Below are 17,227 nucleotides of genomic sequence, written 5' to 3'. Positions count from 1 at the left end.
CCAGTAGAATTGCAAATCGATTTATAGAAATATACCTTTAATCTTTCAAATAACTGACAACAACAATGGCAGTTGTGATTGTTGAAAGCATTAACGAATAGATGGATGCATTTAATCGCATATTTTTAAATCCTCGATCCGGAGAAACGTAAATTACGTCATTGGGGTGAATATAATAGGCCGGAGAGGTCAAAAGAGACTTATCTGTCAAATCAATATCAATAGAATAAGATCCGTCTTTGCCTTCTCTGACAACTTTAGCTTGTTTAAGCTTTGACGTATCTGTCGTTCCACGCGCGTTACTTATCGCTTCCAAAATAGTACAAGTGTTATTGTAATTATAGAATACACCAGGATAACTTACCTCACCCATCACTGTATATTTAAAACTTAACAATTTAACAGTCACCATTGCCTCTTTAAAATATTCAGCCACTTTCGTATCCAAAATTTTCTTAGCTTCAGTGATTGTTGCTCCTTTCAAATAAACATGCCCTATAATAGGCAATTCAACACGACCGTCACCATCTAACTGGTAACCATTAATATACTGTGTTGCCTCATTCGCAAATTGCTGTCCTGCACCGCTGTTTCCGCCACCTGCCATTGATGGATTAAACAATTGGTTAACTTCCGGATTCATTGAGGTCACCTGTATAAACAAGTTGTCACCAACGCGCAAAGCATAGTCATTGGTTGAGTAAAGAATCCCCTGTTGAACTTCACCTTCCGGTAAATTCTGTAGATAAGTTATCTCTTTTGTTGATGCGCAGGAAACCAATAGGCCAGCGCATAAAATAACTAGTAACTTGCAAATCGATACTTTTTTATTCATGAGAAATAAATTTTAGTTGTAATCAGAAAACATACTCTAAATTATTCTTATTAATGATACACTTTGCTTTCTCTTCTTTGATAAAGCCCTAACTTATGCAGGAAGATATCAACAAAGAAGATTGGAGTAGAGAGAATATAGCGTCTCCACATGCGCTTGGGCTCCCGAAGAAGTCTTCCTAACCACTCCATTCGAAGATCAATCATCCAACGGGGTGGTCTTTTCGTTGTGCCAGCATAAAAATCAAAAACAGCACCAATTGCGCAAATTACGTTTGCATCCAATTTACTTTTGTTCTCGTGTGCCCACTTTTCCTGTTTCGGAGCGGTCATTCCAACAAATAAAACATCAGGTTTAAACTCATTTACTTTCGACCTCATCAACTCATTATCCTCTTCCGAAAAAGCTGGTTTATACGGTGGAGAATAAGCTCCAACCCGAACATTCGGGAATTCCAAACGTAGCCTCGAAGTTATTAAAGAAAGTGTTTTTTCTGATGCTCCCAGAAAAAAGCAGGATCCACCTTTCTCCTGTAAACTATTCATCAAGTGATAGAATAGATCAAACCCTGCAATTTTATGCAAATCAGAAATACCAAGAAATCTTGCTCCCAACACGACACTCTCTCCGTCAGGAAGAAGAACATCTGATTCTAACAACGCTTTCTTAAATTCAGGATCTTTCTTCGCAACATTATAAGAATGCCCATTAAGTGTGTTTATTATTTTAGGCCCATGTATCGAAATGTCCGATAGATCATTCATATAAACATGGTAGCCTAAGACTGAAGCAAATTTGGAATTCATATGGAAAATTTTCATGTAAAGTAAGCGCAGGCTAAGTTCCTGCGCCCGAGAATATATTATCTAAAAGCAAACTGTAACTTTAATTCGACAGCGGCCGACTGTTTTAATTAGAACTTTCAAGATCTAAAAGTTCACCGATTTTCTTATCGTATTGTTTTGGGGAGAAGTTTAGCATTCCGTTGCCGGAGTATAACGTGAGCTCACCAAAGTAGATTTTTTCGCCTACCAAATAAAGATCAACCCTTATGAATTTAAATCCTTTACACAAAATCCCGGCAATTTCAAGCATTTTTTTAAATTGAGATGGCTTTGGGATTATCGAAGAACTAGCCTTGCATCCGCCCAGTTCGAAATGAATCTGTTGCCACTCCAAATCAAAATAAGTTCGGGTATGATTCTCGTATCGATCCATATCTACTTGAATAAATCGGGGAGTATCATTGAAACAGTATATTTTATAGTCGGTTAAGCCTGATTCATTGTCGTTACGTAAGAATTTTTCACAAATTACTCGCGGTTTCAATTCTTTATAGACCCATTCTCCGTAAAGATCATAGAAGTTCTTGTTAAGCCATCCTGCCATCTGCTTTCTTGCAGAGTCAATATCCAGTTTACTTTTATCCTCACAAACAATAATCCAACCGGACCCATGTGTCGCTTTTAGCACAAAATCGTTTGGCAAGCTTTCAAAATCGATATCATCTACTCGCTCGTAAACCCCATACAACTCGTTCAAATATTCAGAGCCTATTCGATCAGAGATATACTTCCTAACGTCGTACTTATCGACAAATGAAGCGTATTGTGGATTCCGATCATATAAATTCAACCATATCAATTTCGAGTTAAACGTTTGCGGCTTTTTCAGATGAGCTCGTCCTCGATGCTTAAACCAGTGCCTGAGCTGATAATACAGTTTATCATTTGTGGTTTTTCGCAGTATGTTTAAAAATAAATCTTTCATAAAATCAACTTCAACACCACTTTGTCGAATAGCTAGACTCTATCTTAAAGACTAACACTTTTCAATTATGCCAATAAATTTTTCTTTGAATCCTTCTAACTCGTAGTAATCCAAATAACGTTTTCGTGCACAACTTCCCATCACTCCTATCACCTCTTTGGAGTTAAAGTATTCTAATTTGGAAATAATCTCTTCAGGTGTATTTTCAGTCAACAAGAAACCGGTATAATTATCAACAATCGTACTCGGGATCGCTGCAATGGAATTAGCTATAACAGGAATACCAAACTCCATAGCCTCAATAATCACACGAGGGAGAGCTTCATGTCTGTATTCCGTCGGAAAAATCAGAAGATCTGACTTCGCCAATATTTCACGTTTTCTATTACCGTCTACAAAACCAATATATGAAACACAATCATTTAGTTGATGACGATTTAAAAACTTATAAAACTCTGTTTCTTCTGAATGTGACGGCCAACTTCCTGCGAATCGAAAATGAAAATCAGCATCCGCATCTTTTAGCAGTTTTGCTACTTTTAGCGCTTTTAACCATCCCTTATCTCTCATCATGTTTGACAAGAATAATAAGTTTAAGGTTTTAAATTTCAATCGCTCAGCTTCAATTTTCCGGTACTCAATATCTGAAACGGATTTAGCAATGGCGTTGGGTAGTATTTTGACTTTTTCACTGGACGTAAAATTTACTAGTGCTGTTTTCAATTCTTGCCCCAACACTATGACAGTTGAGTTTTTAAACGCATTTTTGAAATAAAAAAACCTCACTTTATTTTCTATGTCATCATCGTTAATATGTGTCCTTACGTGATAAACGATCTTTTGCTTCATAAGTTTAAGAACTAAAGCAGAACCAAAATCACGATAAAAGGCAACTCCTGCGGTGGACGGCATCAAATAGACCAGATCGGGTTTGAACTTTCGCACCGTCTTCACTATTTGCCAGGTTAGTCCCAAACTCGCTATAAGCTTTTTTCCTGTCAGTTTTCCAACCTCATCAAACCTTACCGATTTATTTAATTTTATATTTTGGATCTCAAATGTTTTACTTTCTTGAATTACCTCTAAACATGTCTGACATGATAAATTGCTTCCGTAGATGGGTGGAGGTAATGGACTTAGAAACAATATCTTTTTACTCATTAAATCCGGTTGTCCAATTTACGCCCTAGTGTCACAGCGAAAATTCTAATTATTTATTCAATTCCAACGATTCATTCGTACTGCTTTTAGAATTACCAACAACCTTTTCAAACAATTCAGATATTTCATTACTACAATCTTTCCACGAATATTTTTGGAGAAATTTAGGCGACTCCCGATCAAAGTTTTGCCTAAACTGCTTGTCATCCAGCGTTTCTTTGATCGCATTACCAATTGTTTTACAATCGAGTGGATCTACATATTTAACCATCGGCCCCAGAATCTCCCTAAAAACAGGGATATCCGAAACTAAGGAAGGCGTCCCGAACGACATCGCCTCAAATGGAGGAAAACCAAATCCTTCGATCAAGGGAATGAACACAAACAACCTTGCATTCCGATATAAACTCATCAACGTTTTCTCATCAACGAAACCCATGCACTCTATGCCCTGATCCTGATAAGCATCTCCTAACCATTTAGGGTCTAACCCACACAATTTTAAAGGCAATGCTTCAGCATTGTTCTTTCTGTATTCAATATATCCTTTTAATAGGTTTTCACGGTTTTTATGCGGTAAACTACTCGTAATCGAGAAAATATATGGAGCACACTCTGTCTCTCCATTTGAGCCGAAAGAAAATGAGTTTACCCCATTGTAAATTACTTCAATACCATTTTTACGATTACAATGTTGCTTAATCATTTCCTTCGAATAGTTGGAAATGGTAATTACCTCGTTGGCAACTTTAATCGAGTGATAAAGAGATTTTGTAACAAACATATTTTCGAACGCACCAAAATGACCAGGGAAATGACTCTTGTAGTAAAAAGGAATCATATCATGTACAGTTAGAACAATATAAGGTGCCCTTTTTCTTCTAACAAATCCTGGCGCAAACCCCTTTGGAGAGTAATAAATATCGCATTCATATTTAGTTGCCATATTTATGGCATTATATGAACGCCATAAAAGCCTCTTCTGAAAATTCGGATATTCCCTATTTACTTCCAAAACTTCAACTCGCTCAATTTTAGATATTTGATCTGCATTTTCCCCAGAACACGCAACAAGTATTTTCAACTTGTCATTTAAAGCTAAATTTCGCAAAACAGATAAAGCATAATTATAAATCCCGATACTTTTCCCCTTCGTAATTGCGATCTCATAAAAATCAAAAAATATCTTCATAAATTGAGCTCTCTGGTTGAAAGTCTTGTCCCTATAACTTGACACAACGAAGTTATTTTCGTAGCATCAATTATATCTACACTTACTAATTGTTTAATTCAACTTACTTCTCCCGAATATCTTTCGTACTTGTCTCGTTGCTACGTTTATAACCTTTGAATACAACATGTTGTAAAAACTGTAGACATCGTAACTACGATTAACCATGACTACATGAGGTTCCTTGATGATTTGAAAGCCATCTACTGATTTCAATTTTTGGGCCTTTGTGATACCCGAAAAGTGAGTCCCTTCATAGCCAATATTCTCGATTAAATTTTTTGCAGGAACGATACCTAACCCTCCGTGCGCATTGATATTGAAGGTAAATTGATAGTCCCAAACGTGGGAACTTAAATCTTCACTTCTATACAAATTTTTGTACGCGAAATTGAAATACATACCTGCAAGTCTTGAAAACTGGATATTACGAAATCCTCCTTGCTGATAAAATCCCGGCCAAAGACTCATTGTTATGTCATATTTTTCCCAACATCTTTTCCACGTTGCCCATCCCCATGTTTCAGCATGAGTACTAAAAATGTAATCGCTATTTCTGAAGAACTTTGTTTTACTTGAATGCGGTGACCGTCCTGAGATAAGCCATACACGCTGGTCACCTTTGTATTTATTTAGTAAGCTATTACAATAATCAAAAAACTCTGGCTGAGGTATACAATCATCTTCCAAGATTATTCCCTGTTCTTCGTGAGTGAAAAGCCAGCTTATAGCTGATGCAGGGCCAGAACCGCAGCCTTTATTTTCATCACGAAATAATGTTTTAATCTGACAGTCCCAGTCAATTGAATTTAATACCAGCTCTCGTGTCTTTAAAACAATTTCTCTTTCCCCTTCAACATTCGTTCTTGGTCCGTCTGACGCAATGTAAATACGATCTGGTTTATATGACCTAATTGAATCTAAAACTCTCAGCGCAAGATTAGGACGATTAAATGTAATCAACAACACTGGAGATTTTGCTTCCATAAACTATATAAACATTATAATGAAACCTATAAAATAAAATAACCTTAATTTATCAACCAGTCTGTTATAGAAAGAATGCTTTTTTCTAAACTCTTTTAATAACTTCTTATCTGGTTTAACTGATTTATCGAAGTGGAATGATGTTTTTCCAACGTCTTCTAAGCTATTTTCATATCTCTTCTTAATTCTTTTGGTGTGCGTTGCATCTTCACCGGCACCAATATTGATGATTTTATTTTTGGTGGTACATAAAGAATATAAATCTTGTTTATACTGGTGATAAGTCCATCTTATCGCCCAAGAATCAAGACGTCCATTCATTTGCCTCCACAACATCAAGGGAAGATCCGATCCTCCTCTCATAAATTTGACTTGTTTGAAAATGTTGTACTTGAATTTTGGGTAGTCTTCCATACCCCAATCAACTTTCTCCCACCGATCTTTCCAGATAGCCCAGCCCCAAGATGAAGGTCTATGTATCAAATAGTAGTCTTTACTATATTCTGCCAACGAAGGAAGACCTAGAGTGTATCCAGAAATACTGAATATTTGTTGATCATTTTCGTAATACTCTAATGCCTGATTCATAAAATTTAGAAAATTAGGCGCAGAAATAAGATCATCCTCCAATACAATAATTTTCCCGTATTCATCAAGCACTTCTGTTACTCCAGAGATAATTGAATTTGCCAATCCTCTATTTGTTTCGGCTTCTACAACCCGTATTGATTTAAAACCACTCAAACTTTTCACATAATCTCTAACGGCCTCTACTTTATTCTCCTCGCTAGGATATTTTGCACCATCTGAAAATACAATCAGCTCACTTTCAGCTGCTAAATAATTAGAGGCTAAAGATTCTAGTGTTTTTTGAGTTTCATTTAACCTGTTGTAGGTAAACAAGCAAATCGGAGCGTACATAGTTTTTGATTTAGAGGTTTTATAATTTCTGGTCCTTTAAAACTATTAAAGAAATCGGACCATATTTTTTGCTAAACCGGTAACCACAAAACCACATTCCCACAAAACCACCATGCATCTATTACATACATGCGCCTTTGCTTGCTTTTTCTAAGAAAATTTTGGAAATAAATTTGAGATTTTTTTACGGCTTCGCCGCCTCCCCCACAGGAGGCAGAATTTTAATTCGTGTAGCTGAATGATCTGAAACAAAGATCAACACTTCTTTCGAAATACGCAAGACTGTCGCAGATTATTTAGAATTAGTTAAAATAAAATTGCATCAATCTGAGCACAAAAACAAGTCAATACTAACACCTTACAACAACGTTAAGGTTTTGTTAGCCCAAACAAAGAAAATTCATTTAACACCATGTTAACTTTAATTATCGTTTGTTCGTTGCAAATTTACGCTTCACAAAATAAAAACGAGCTCTGCCATCGCTAAATGTTGTAAATTGTAAGAGCAACTTATTCTCATACCCCATGAAAACAACACCCCGAACAAAATATCTGTTCACAGCACTATCTATATTAATAATCCTGCTTGCCGGAGTCATATATATTGGGCCATCCATCCTAATCAAAAAAAGGCTTTCCAAACTGGAAGTGGGGAATTACCTGATCATTGTTGGCAATGCTCACGCGTCGTTAATTAATCAAAGCATTACACTAAAAAACGTAGAAGTAAAAGAGAAATCCAACAAACAGGAAATCAGGATTCATAAAATCTCATTGATAGGCTTGAATATCCCCAGCATACTAAAACGACAAAATATTATTGTCGACAAGATTAAAATTGAAAGCCCCGAAATATTAATGCGCAAAGGCTCCGAAGAAGCTTCTGAAGAAGTCAATAAAAAAGAAACAACAAAGACCCAACTACCTACTTTTCAGGTAAATCAATTTATCGTGGAGAAAGGCTCGTTTCTTTTACAGGACAATCTCCCCGCAAACGACAGTCTTCTTTGGTTGAAATTTGATGCCGCTTTAACTGATATTCATCTGGGAAATGACACTGCCCGTTCAATTCAGGACAACTTAAGCATAAACGATGTCCAAATTGACATTAAAAATCTCAATCAGTATCTCGATGGGAGAAACTACCAGGTGAGTATTGACAAATGCAGCTTTCGTAAACTTCAGCAGCAAATGGAAATTAAAAATACAAAGATTATCCCGCTGGTTTCAAAATATGAAATTGGCCGCCAAAACGGTAGCCAGACGACCTGGTATAATGCCAGTGCAGAGAAGATACTTATTTCCGGTATTGAATTGGAACACTTTATTGCACTCGATACAATAACGATTCAGTCTATTCTTTTCGACAAAATCAATTTCGAAGCATTTAAAGACAAACGACTCCCCTTTCCTGTTAAACCCGACACAAAACTATTCGCAGATTTACTGTTGGCGCCGCCAATTCCGTACAATTGTGATTCCATTATCATTCGTAATTCAAACATCCATTACTCGGAACGCGCTGAGGAATCGCAAAAATCCGGATTCATTGACTTCAACGATCTCAATGCAGAAATCCTTTGCCTGACTAACAGGAGTGAATTCTATGATGAATCACCGACAATGCATGCGGAGGTAAAAATCATGAACAATGCGAAACTCAAGGTAGACTTCAAATTTCCAGCTCCTGCTGAAGACGTACAGACTAGGGTAACAGGTCAGGTTTGGCCGATGCCGTTTCACCATTTAAACAGCATTGTGGAGCCGAGCACGGGAGTACACATCGAAAGTGGAGAAATAAAAAGATTGATGTTTGATTTCTCATACAGCGATAACATTTCGACCGGTAACCTGATCCTGGATTACGAAAATCTAAAAATCAAAGTATTCGACAGATCAACAAAACGCAACAAGGATATCAAATCGTTACTTGCTAACACATTGATTGTTCACGAAAAAAATAAGCCTGAACAAAAACATTACCGAAGTGGAAAAATCTATTTCGAACGAGACAAAAAAAAGTCCTTTGTGAACTACTGGTGGAAATCTGTTTTCAGTGGCATAAAATCAGTTGTTGTAAATTAGAATTCAAAAACTACGAAATCAAGCTCAAACATTCGCCATTATTGAGCGTTTAGAACTCAAACGAATTACGACAATATTTATGACTAGAATAGTTTTCGCCTGTACAATGGTTCTACTTTTCACCCTTATTGCGTGGACGGCGGTAGCCCAGGAAAACTATGAAATCCGCAAAATAAAATTCGAGGGCAACGATACAATTCCCGAGGAAACATTGCTCGAGGGAATGATCTTGCACCCGACGAACTACTTTGAAAAGAAATTTGGACAGAAAGAACCGTCACTCTACAGCTCCGAACTGATCCAAACAGACATAGAGAGGCTAACCAAGTTGTACCAGCGGATGGGTTTTTTAGACGCCCAAGTGAAAATGCTGGAACCTGAAATTGATGACAAAAAGGAAAAGGTAGAATTGACATTTAAAATCAACGAAGGAGAAGCATTTCGGATCGACTCGATCACGTACTCGATTGGCGGCTCAGGGGTTGATTTTAACGCCGACTCGGTGCTCAGCCTGTTACGGGAGCAATTGTACCTCACGAAGGGCAAACGATTTGTTGACGATGAACTGGGCAGTGATGTCAGCACCATAAAAAACGAATTCAAAAATTACGGTTATGCCTATGCCCGGGCCGATTATAAAATAACGCCAAAACCGAAGGAGCGGCTCGCCGACATTGAGTATATTGTGCAGCCCGGCCCAAAAAGCTATTTTGGAGCGACTTCCATAGACGGCAACAAACACGTTTCGGAGAAATATATTCGCAAGCAGTTACAGTACAAAGAGGGCGACGAGTATAATTCGAGCCTGCTCGACGACACCCGCAAGGACATGTACAAACTGCAATTATTCTCCATTCTCTCCTTTCAGCCGCAAACAACCAAAGACCAGACGCCTAACATCCCCGTAAAAATATACGTTGACGAAGCTCCCCGCTTCACATCCAAATTTGGAGTTGGATATGGAACCGAAGACAAGATCAGAGCGTTTACGAATTTGACTTACAAGGGTCTTTGGGGAGGAGCTCGCCGTGTAAATCTTCAATTGAAGCACTCTGCGCTAACCCCTTACGAAATAAATTTCAGCTACATCCAGCCTCAACTTTTTAGCTCTGATGTCTCGTTAACGTTGAACCCGTTTTTCAGTCGAATTAAAGAACCCGGATACGACATTCGAGACATGGGGCTGAATGTGAAATTCTCGCAGGAATTCACGGATGACCTTTCCGGCTACGTAAGTTATTATTTCGAAAAAGTAAAGAACTACGAAATTGATTCGACTTACCTCACGTCGGGCGAAACAGATATCCCCTATAACAAGTCCGGGATCCTTCTAAGTACTTTATTTGATAATTCCGATCCCAAATTTTCGCCAACAAAAGGCCTTAACATCAGTTTGGCATACAAGCTCAACGGGTACATTTTTGGCGGCGATTTCAACTATTCGAGAGTGTGGACGGATATACGCAACTACCAGGATTTGGATAAACTGGTGCTCGCAACCCGGTTGATGATAGGAGCTATCCACTCAGGAGACAGTGATAAATTTATTCCTGTTGAAGACCGATTTTATGCAGGCGGTAGCAACTCCATCCGCGGCTGGCAACGCTCCGAGCTGGGACCTTTACGCGACGACGGAACCCCGCGCGGTGGTAGCAGTGCCATCCAGGCTTCTGTTGAACTGAGGATTCCGCTGGTCTGGAAACTCAGCGTAGTAAGTTTTATGGATTTCGGAAATGTATGGGAACAGGAATTGCATTACCGGCTGAACGACTTGGCCTGGGCTACCGGAGGTGGTATCCGATTGGAAACTCCCATCGGCCCGATTCGTTTTGACGTGGGGGTACCGGTTTGGAACGAAAAACGCAGCGCCGAGTTCTTTCTCAGCGTTGGCCAGGCATTTTAATGAAGTGAAAGCATGAAAAGATTTTTCAAAATACTGATACGAATCGTTAGCTGGTTATTAATCGGAATAATCGGACTCGTTGTGTTGGTACTTGTATTAATCGAAATTCCGCCAGTTAAGCAAAAAATTGCGCGTATCGCCGAAAACCAGGTTGGCAATTTTATCAATGGCGAACTTCACATTGGCCGGCTCGAGGGCAATTTCTGGAACCACCTAAGGGTAGAAGAAATCGCGTTGACCCAAAACAACGACACGCTGGCCAGCATTAAAGCGATCGATTTACGGTATAACCTGAAACCGATTCTCCGTCAGGAATTGTTCATCCAGTCTTTCGACATTGTTCAGCCGCGATTGAATCTGGTTCAGCTGAAAGATTCGACCTGGAACCTCGAGCACATTGCGAAAGAACAGGAGCCCTCAACCGAACCGGAGGATACAACAACATCCTCGAGCTCGTGGCGAATCAACCTAAAAAAAATGGGATTGGAAAATGGCTTCATTTCAATTGCCACTCCCGACAGCATCATCCCGAAACAGATCAAAGAACTGAATATCACACTGGCTGCTTTTTACAGTGAAAAACAGCAAAAACTCTCGCTTGATCAATTCAGCTTTAAAACCCGGGAACCGGACGTCACTTTAAACCAATTTACATTTAAACTGGAGTATACTAATCAAACCCTCAATTTGTCGGATTTCATTCTGAAAACGGCTCTCAACCAGATCAACGGAGAAGCTCTTTATGCGGCTGACTCAACAAATGCGTCTTCGGCCTACCTAAAAACAACACCGATTGAAGCTGACGAATTCTCGTTTGCTTTGCCGGATCTCAAAATAAAAGTGAAGCCTGAAATTGAGTTCGACGCAAAAATGCAAAACGAAGTCCTGACCTCAACGTTGAACCTGATTGCCGAGGAACAAAAAATTGAAGTCAAGCTGAAAGTTGATCAACTCTCAAAATGGATTGCTAACCCGGATTCGGCTGACCTGAACTACGATCTTTCTGCCATCCTCGACCAGATAAAAGTTGATGAATGGAGCGGCATGGAAGATCTGGATTACACCTTGAATGGCGAAATTGCCGTAAAAGGGCACGGAACTGATCCGAAGAAACTACAGGCAGATGTAGATGCCAACTTGTTTGATTCGAACATTGCCGGCTACTTGCTTGATAAACTCGACACCAAAGTCAATTACCTGGCTGGCAATCTGAAGGCGACGCTCGATTTGTACAGCGATTTCGGAACCATGACTGCCAGCGCCGATGCTCGCAACATTTTTGGAACCCCGAATTACAAAGCGGAGCTCACGACCAAGCAACTCAACCTGGCTCCATTGTTGAACAACGACAGCCTGCCCAGCGACATTAATTTACATTTGCTTGTGAATGGATCGGGCTTTGAACCGAAAAAAATAAAGGCCAAAGCACAGCTCGAACTCTCGTCGTCAAATGTGATGGAAGTTCCGCTTGATACAGCGTTTGCCCTCATCCGATACGCCGGCGAAACAGTCGACATCGACAGTTTGACATTTGAAAATCCTTCACTGAAAATAAACGCGCAAGGTACGTACAGTCTTTCGGGGCAAAGTGATTTGACACTGAACGGAAAATTACTGTCGCTCGAGGCCTTCCAAGCGTTCCTGCCCGACGCTATCATTGAAACGTCGGGAGAATTATCGGCCCGTTTGAATGGCACTCCGGATTCGCTTGAAGTCACCAGCCAGATCACCTTAGAAAACACGATTTACGACGAGTACCGGATTGAAAATGCCTCGCTCGCAGCAAACGGAAGTATTGGAAAAACCTTCATTTTCGACGCCAAAATGGTTGCCCGCGATTTCAAAAGCAGTTTTCTGAACCTGGACTCCATCAATGTTGAAAGTAAAATCTTTGCCGATTCGCTGAACCTGACTGCATCCGTTGGCAACAAGGATCTCCAAACTCATCTTCAAACAAATTTGAGCTGGAAAGACCAAATCAGAATCTACCTGGCCAGTTGGGATCTCGCAATCAAAGATCAGCAATGGGAACTTGAGTCACCATCCACCATTCAGATCGATTCGACAAGCTATCAAATTGATCAGTTCAACCTCAGCTCCAACGGCAACCAGCTGTTTAAAATGAATGGTATTGTCAGTACAAATGGCAACGAAGATTTCAACATGACCATTTCCCGCTTTAACCTGGGTGGTTTGTTCGAAACGTTGAAAATAGATCCTCCCCTTAACGGATTTCTGAATCTGAACCTGACGATGGCCGGAACAGCCCAGGCGCCAACCATCGATGGCGATTTTAATATTGAGGAGTCGGGCTACTCGGACTACAATTTCTCGAAAGCAGAAGGTAGCGTAAATTATGCGCAGAATATCTTAAAAACCAATGCAGAACTAGCGCTCGAACAGGATGGTAGCTTCCTGCTAAATGCAGAAGTGCCCTTCAACCTGAACCTGGAAACAATGAGTGGTCAGATTGACAGCTTAAAAGAGATTAATGCATCGACCCAAATCGTCGATTTGCCGCTCGCTCTTATCCAGCAAGCGATCCACGCAAAAGAAGTCACGGGGATGCTGAACGGCGAATTGACTGTGAAGGGAACCATCGATGCGCTCAAGCCAATCGGACAAATCAAGCTGACGGACGGAAACATCAAGATTCCGGAATACGGTATCGACTACCAGGACATGCAGCTGCGTACGAGTTTCGACGACAACATCATCACCCTCGATACGCTGGGCATTCGATCGAACGACGGTAAAATGACCGGCGGTGGAAAAATGTCCTTCGCCTCAGAATTTTACAATGGCGAACTCAACGAGTCGACCATCAATTTGAAGTTCGACGATTTTTATCCCATCAACCACAAACAAGTCAATTTGCAACTTTCGGGTGATATGCATCTCGACGCGCAAAAAGATTCGGTTACTTTTGGCGGAGACCTGGAAATTCCCCGGTCGGAAATTTACCTGCCAACCGTACTGAACATGATGGGCAAAGTTTACACACCGGAAATACCTAAACCGATCCTGGTTGAAGAAATTGAAAAGATGAACCAGGTGAAAGACACGACCACTGCAGCAACAGCGGAGCTCGAGATTCCCGATTCCATCAGTACAGCCTCATTGCCAAACATAACCGGAAAAATAAAAGTTGACATTCCGAAGAATACCTGGATCAAAAATCCGAACCTGAGGCTGGAGCTATCCGGAGATCTTGATATCATCAAACATCCGGAATTTTTGGAAATCTTCGGCTCCGTGGAGGTCGTTCGCGGGCAGTACGAATTACTGGGCAAGACGTTCGTTGTTTCAGAAGGTGTCATCACTTTCGAGGGAGGTGAAGAAATTAATCCCACCATCAGCCTGAAAGCAGATTACACCGTCAAAAACCGCGATACCGATTCGAAAACAATCCAACTCACGGTAGAGGGCGAAGCGGACGATCCAACCATCAGCTTTACACTCGACGGCGAGAGTATTGGTGAAGGCGAAGCGCTTTCGTACATAGTTTTTGGCAAGGGCATGAACGAGCTGAGCACCTCCGAGCAAAGCGATATGAGCGACGCCGGAGCCGGGTCAATGGCCGTGTCAGCCGCAGCATTACTGGTATCTTCCCAACTTTCCAGACTCCTCGGTAAGAGTTTTAACGTCGACTATATCGAGGTGAAAAGCACCGACAGCTTCGACAATGCCAGCCTCGAAGTCGGGAAATACCTGACGAATGATTTATTTGTTAGCTACGAACAACAGATCGGGGCAACGACCGATGATGATTTATCTCGTTATGAAGTTCGGTTAGAATATGAAATTCTTAAGTTTTTGTTTCTTCAGCTAAATAATTCGACAAACGATAGCGGTTTTGACGTAATTTTTAAAGTGGATAAAGACTAGTCAAAAAAACGCGATTGCAAATATCAAACATAAGACCAAAAGAAAGCTAAATAGCAGTTGTTATTGACTCGCATTTCTAAAAGCCGTAATTTGTAAGAACTATTCATTCGATAAACGATGCTAACAAACCCCCAAAAGGAAACCAATTTTTTAATGAATGCGCTGAATAGTGCGTCCATTGGGGTTTATCATATCTATATCTCAAAAGCCAAGATTTTCATCAACGAATCTTTTGCAAGCATACTAGGATACACATCAGACGATCTGAATCCGATTCCAATCGAAAGTTGGTTCGAAATTTATTCCAAACACGACCACCAGTTCCTGAAACAGCTCATCGAGCAATTTACAGAAGAGAGCAAAACCGGATTTTCGCGCAATTGCCGGTTAAAGCACAAAAACGGGACATGGCTCGATGTACAAATGAACGGAAAGGTAACCCACTATAACGACCTTGGAAACCCCGAGCAGATTACCGGCACTATATTCGATATTTCAGAATTGTCAACTTCAAAAAACAACCTAAATTACCGTTATCAGATTGAAAAATTGGTATCCGGCATTTCATCGGATTTTGTTGAAGTGAAACTCCATTCCTTGGACAAGACCATTAACCTGGCGTTAAAAAAGATAGGCGACTTTTGCCAGATAGACCGGAGCTATTTGTTCCTTTTGCATTGGGATAAGCAGAAATTTGATAACACCCATGAATGGTGTGCCAAAGGGATTAAACCGGAAATCGAAAATCTGCAAAACATGCCTTGCTCTTTGTTCCCCTGGTGGATGAGGCAATTATGGGCAAAGAAGTACATTTACATTTACGATGTGGATGATATGCCGGAAGAAGCAGCTGCTGAAAAAGAGATACTGCAAGCACAGGGCATAAAATCGTTATTGGTAGTCCCAATTGTTACCAAGGGCGATTTAATTGGCTTCATGGGTTTCGACTCGGTGGAAAATCACAAAGACTGGCATCGATCTGATATTGAGTTGCTGGAAACAGTTGGTGCTACAATCGGAAATGCACTGGCGGCCAAGCGCGACCATGAACTCTTACTGGTAGCCAAGGAAAAAGCGGAGGAAAGCAACCGGTTAAAATCGGCTTTTATGGCAACCATGAACCACGAGTTGCGAACGCCACTTCACCACATATTAGGATTCAGCGACCTGATCAAAAGCGGAGCTATTTCGCAAGACCAGAATGAGCTTTATGCCAGTAAAATTTACGACAGCGGACGAAACCTGCTGCAGATTGTTGAAGATGTTTTAAGCCTGGCAATCGGCAACAAGGAAGATGTAAAGGTCAGACAGGAAGCGATTCGCGGACTCGATCTTTTTGTGCAGCACAAATCGTATATGATCGAAATATTGGCGACACTGAATCGGGAGAAGGACATTCAGCTGCAGTGCCATCCGGATCCAGAATTCATGACGCAAAGTATCGTCACCGACAAAAACAAAATCAACCAGATTCTGATTAACCTGTTTCGGAATGCGGTCAAATTCACCCAAAAAGGAATTATTGAATATGGTCTTTCGTTGAAAGACGGGCAATTAATTTTATCGGTCAAAGACGATGGGATTGGGGTTCCGCGAGCCCAGCGTGACCTGATTTTCGAATTCTTCCGACAGGGTGAAGATACAACTACCCGTCGTTTCCATGGAATTGGCATTGGTTTAGCTATCTGCAAAAACCTGGTTCAAATTATGGGCGGTCAAATCGAGTTGAAATCACTGAAAGGTAATGGCAGCACCTTCACCGTTACAATACCGGTTGAAGTCGAAACGGTTCGGCACCCGAAAATTAATGCAACTTACCTTTCACCAATCCCCAATTATTCGAATTACCGTTTTTTGCTGGTTGATGATGACCCGAACAGTTCGTTCCTGATTAAAAACCTGCTCGTTAAAACAAACGCCAACGTTTTAACAACCGGCAACGACCTCGAAGCGTTGGCCTACATGGGCGACAGTTGCTTCCTGAATGTCATCCTGTTCAACATCAAAGCTTACACCGATACGAGTTTGAAAATGATCAAGGAAATGACCCAAAGATGTTGCCGCTGCGCCATCATTGGTTTGGTTTCACACTCATTTTTGTCCGAAAAAGAAAAAGCGCTAAAAGCGGGCTGCGTCGAGGTTCTGTCGAAACCAATTGATACGCAGTTGTTATTCGAAGCCATCAACAAAGCCATTCGTTCAAAAGGAAACGGTTCCGGCTCCTGCTCAAATAAAACGACCGCCTGAGCTTTCCACCGATATTAATCGACTAAACAAGGCCGCTACTTTATTCAACCAATCGCTTTGTCTGTTTCTTATTTTCGAAAAGCTGTTTTATCAACCTTATTTTCATTTCCAATATTCCCTTTCCACCTTTGTGTCAGCCTAAAAAATGTTTACTTTTGTCGGACTTTGAAAAGAGCCTGGGCGCTCGATTCAGTTCATT

General features: G+C 40.6%; 11 protein-coding genes. 4 read left to right on the top strand and 7 right to left on the bottom strand.

The genetic code is table 11. The features are described from left to right. Positions 1-37 precede the first annotated feature (37 nt). The 7 genes from BC643_RS19970 to BC643_RS19940 form a co-directional block, all read right to left on the bottom strand. Complete coding sequence (locus BC643_RS19970) at positions 38-835, bottom strand: polysaccharide biosynthesis/export family protein (RefSeq protein ID WP_120275057.1); 798 nt, start codon at positions 833-835, stop codon at positions 38-40. Between the two features lie 50 nt (positions 836-885). Beyond that, the gene (locus BC643_RS19965; RefSeq protein WP_211338155.1) at positions 886-1,641 is read right to left on the bottom strand and encodes a WecB/TagA/CpsF family glycosyltransferase; all 756 of its coding nucleotides are present in this window, start codon (positions 1,639-1,641) and stop codon (positions 886-888) included. A 103-nt stretch (positions 1,642-1,744) separates the two neighbouring features. Continuing rightward, a complete protein-coding gene (locus tag BC643_RS19960; RefSeq protein ID WP_120275056.1) occupies positions 1,745-2,605 on the bottom strand; it encodes an ATP-grasp fold amidoligase family protein in 861 nt (286 codons plus the stop codon). Between the two features lie 51 nt (positions 2,606-2,656). Next, entirely contained in the window at positions 2,657-3,766 is a 1,110-nt protein-coding gene (locus BC643_RS19955; RefSeq protein WP_120275055.1) for a glycosyltransferase, read from the bottom strand. Between the two features lie 49 nt (positions 3,767-3,815). Then, the gene (locus tag BC643_RS19950) at positions 3,816-4,958 is read right to left on the bottom strand and encodes a glycosyltransferase family 4 protein (protein ID WP_120275054.1); all 1,143 of its coding nucleotides are present in this window, start codon (positions 4,956-4,958) and stop codon (positions 3,816-3,818) included. A 93-nt stretch (positions 4,959-5,051) separates the two neighbouring features. Beyond that, positions 5,052-5,984 carry a glycosyltransferase family protein gene (locus tag BC643_RS19945; RefSeq protein WP_120275053.1) on the bottom strand — a complete coding sequence of 311 codons (933 nt, stop codon included), beginning with the start codon at positions 5,982-5,984 and terminating at the stop codon, positions 5,052-5,054. Between the two features lie 3 nt (positions 5,985-5,987). Next, a complete protein-coding gene (locus tag BC643_RS19940) occupies positions 5,988-6,905 on the bottom strand; it encodes a glycosyltransferase (protein WP_120275052.1) in 918 nt (305 codons plus the stop codon). Between the two features lie 525 nt (positions 6,906-7,430). Between BC643_RS19940 and BC643_RS19935 the strand changes: the two genes are divergently transcribed. The 4 genes from BC643_RS19935 (at position 7,431) to BC643_RS19920 (ending at position 17,028) form a co-directional block, all read left to right on the top strand. Beyond that, the gene (locus tag BC643_RS19935; protein WP_120275051.1) at positions 7,431-8,990 is read left to right on the top strand and encodes an AsmA family protein; all 1,560 of its coding nucleotides are present in this window, start codon (positions 7,431-7,433) and stop codon (positions 8,988-8,990) included. 79 nt (positions 8,991-9,069) lie between these two features. Continuing rightward, positions 9,070-10,893, top strand: a complete 1,824-nt coding sequence (bamA, locus tag BC643_RS19930) for an outer membrane protein assembly factor BamA (protein WP_120275050.1) — start codon at positions 9,070-9,072, stop codon at positions 10,891-10,893. Positions 10,894-10,905: 12 nt separating this feature from the next. Further along, positions 10,906-14,781: a translocation/assembly module TamB domain-containing protein gene (locus BC643_RS19925; protein WP_120275049.1), complete on the top strand. Its 3,876-nt coding sequence runs from the start codon at positions 10,906-10,908 to the stop codon at positions 14,779-14,781. A gap of 117 nt (positions 14,782-14,898) precedes the next feature. After that, complete coding sequence (locus tag BC643_RS19920; protein WP_120275048.1) at positions 14,899-17,028, top strand: ATP-binding protein; 2,130 nt, start codon at positions 14,899-14,901, stop codon at positions 17,026-17,028. Positions 17,029-17,227: the final 199 nt, after the last annotated feature.

Source organism: Mangrovibacterium diazotrophicum (assembly GCF_003610535.1).
GTDB lineage: Bacteria > Bacteroidota > Bacteroidia > Bacteroidales > Prolixibacteraceae > Mangrovibacterium > Mangrovibacterium diazotrophicum.
Note: the sequence above shows the minus strand (reverse complement) of the source record. Positions and strands in the feature narration are given on the sequence as shown.

What these genes read in the sequence shown, in the direction of transcription:
- BC643_RS19970 (WP_120275057.1), bottom strand. Translation starts at nt 835, where the DNA reads ATGAATAAAAAAGTATCGATTTGCAAGTTACTAGTTATTTTATGCGCT.
- BC643_RS19965 (WP_211338155.1), bottom strand. Translation starts at nt 1,641, where the DNA reads ATGAATTCCAAATTTGCTTCAGTCTTAGGCTACCATGTTTATATGAAT.
- BC643_RS19960 (WP_120275056.1), bottom strand. Translation starts at nt 2,605, where the DNA reads ATGAAAGATTTATTTTTAAACATACTGCGAAAAACCACAAATGATAAA.
- BC643_RS19955 (WP_120275055.1), bottom strand. Translation starts at nt 3,766, where the DNA reads ATGAGTAAAAAGATATTGTTTCTAAGTCCATTACCTCCACCCATCTAC.
- BC643_RS19950 (WP_120275054.1), bottom strand. Translation starts at nt 4,958, where the DNA reads ATGAAGATATTTTTTGATTTTTATGAGATCGCAATTACGAAGGGGAAA.
- BC643_RS19945 (WP_120275053.1), bottom strand. Translation starts at nt 5,984, where the DNA reads ATGGAAGCAAAATCTCCAGTGTTGTTGATTACATTTAATCGTCCTAAT.
- BC643_RS19940 (WP_120275052.1), bottom strand. Translation starts at nt 6,905, where the DNA reads ATGTACGCTCCGATTTGCTTGTTTACCTACAACAGGTTAAATGAAACT.
- BC643_RS19935 (WP_120275051.1), top strand. Translation starts at nt 7,431, where the DNA reads ATGAAAACAACACCCCGAACAAAATATCTGTTCACAGCACTATCTATA.
- bamA (WP_120275050.1), top strand. Translation starts at nt 9,070, where the DNA reads ATGACTAGAATAGTTTTCGCCTGTACAATGGTTCTACTTTTCACCCTT.
- BC643_RS19925 (WP_120275049.1), top strand. Translation starts at nt 10,906, where the DNA reads ATGAAAAGATTTTTCAAAATACTGATACGAATCGTTAGCTGGTTATTA.
- BC643_RS19920 (WP_120275048.1), top strand. Translation starts at nt 14,899, where the DNA reads ATGCTAACAAACCCCCAAAAGGAAACCAATTTTTTAATGAATGCGCTG.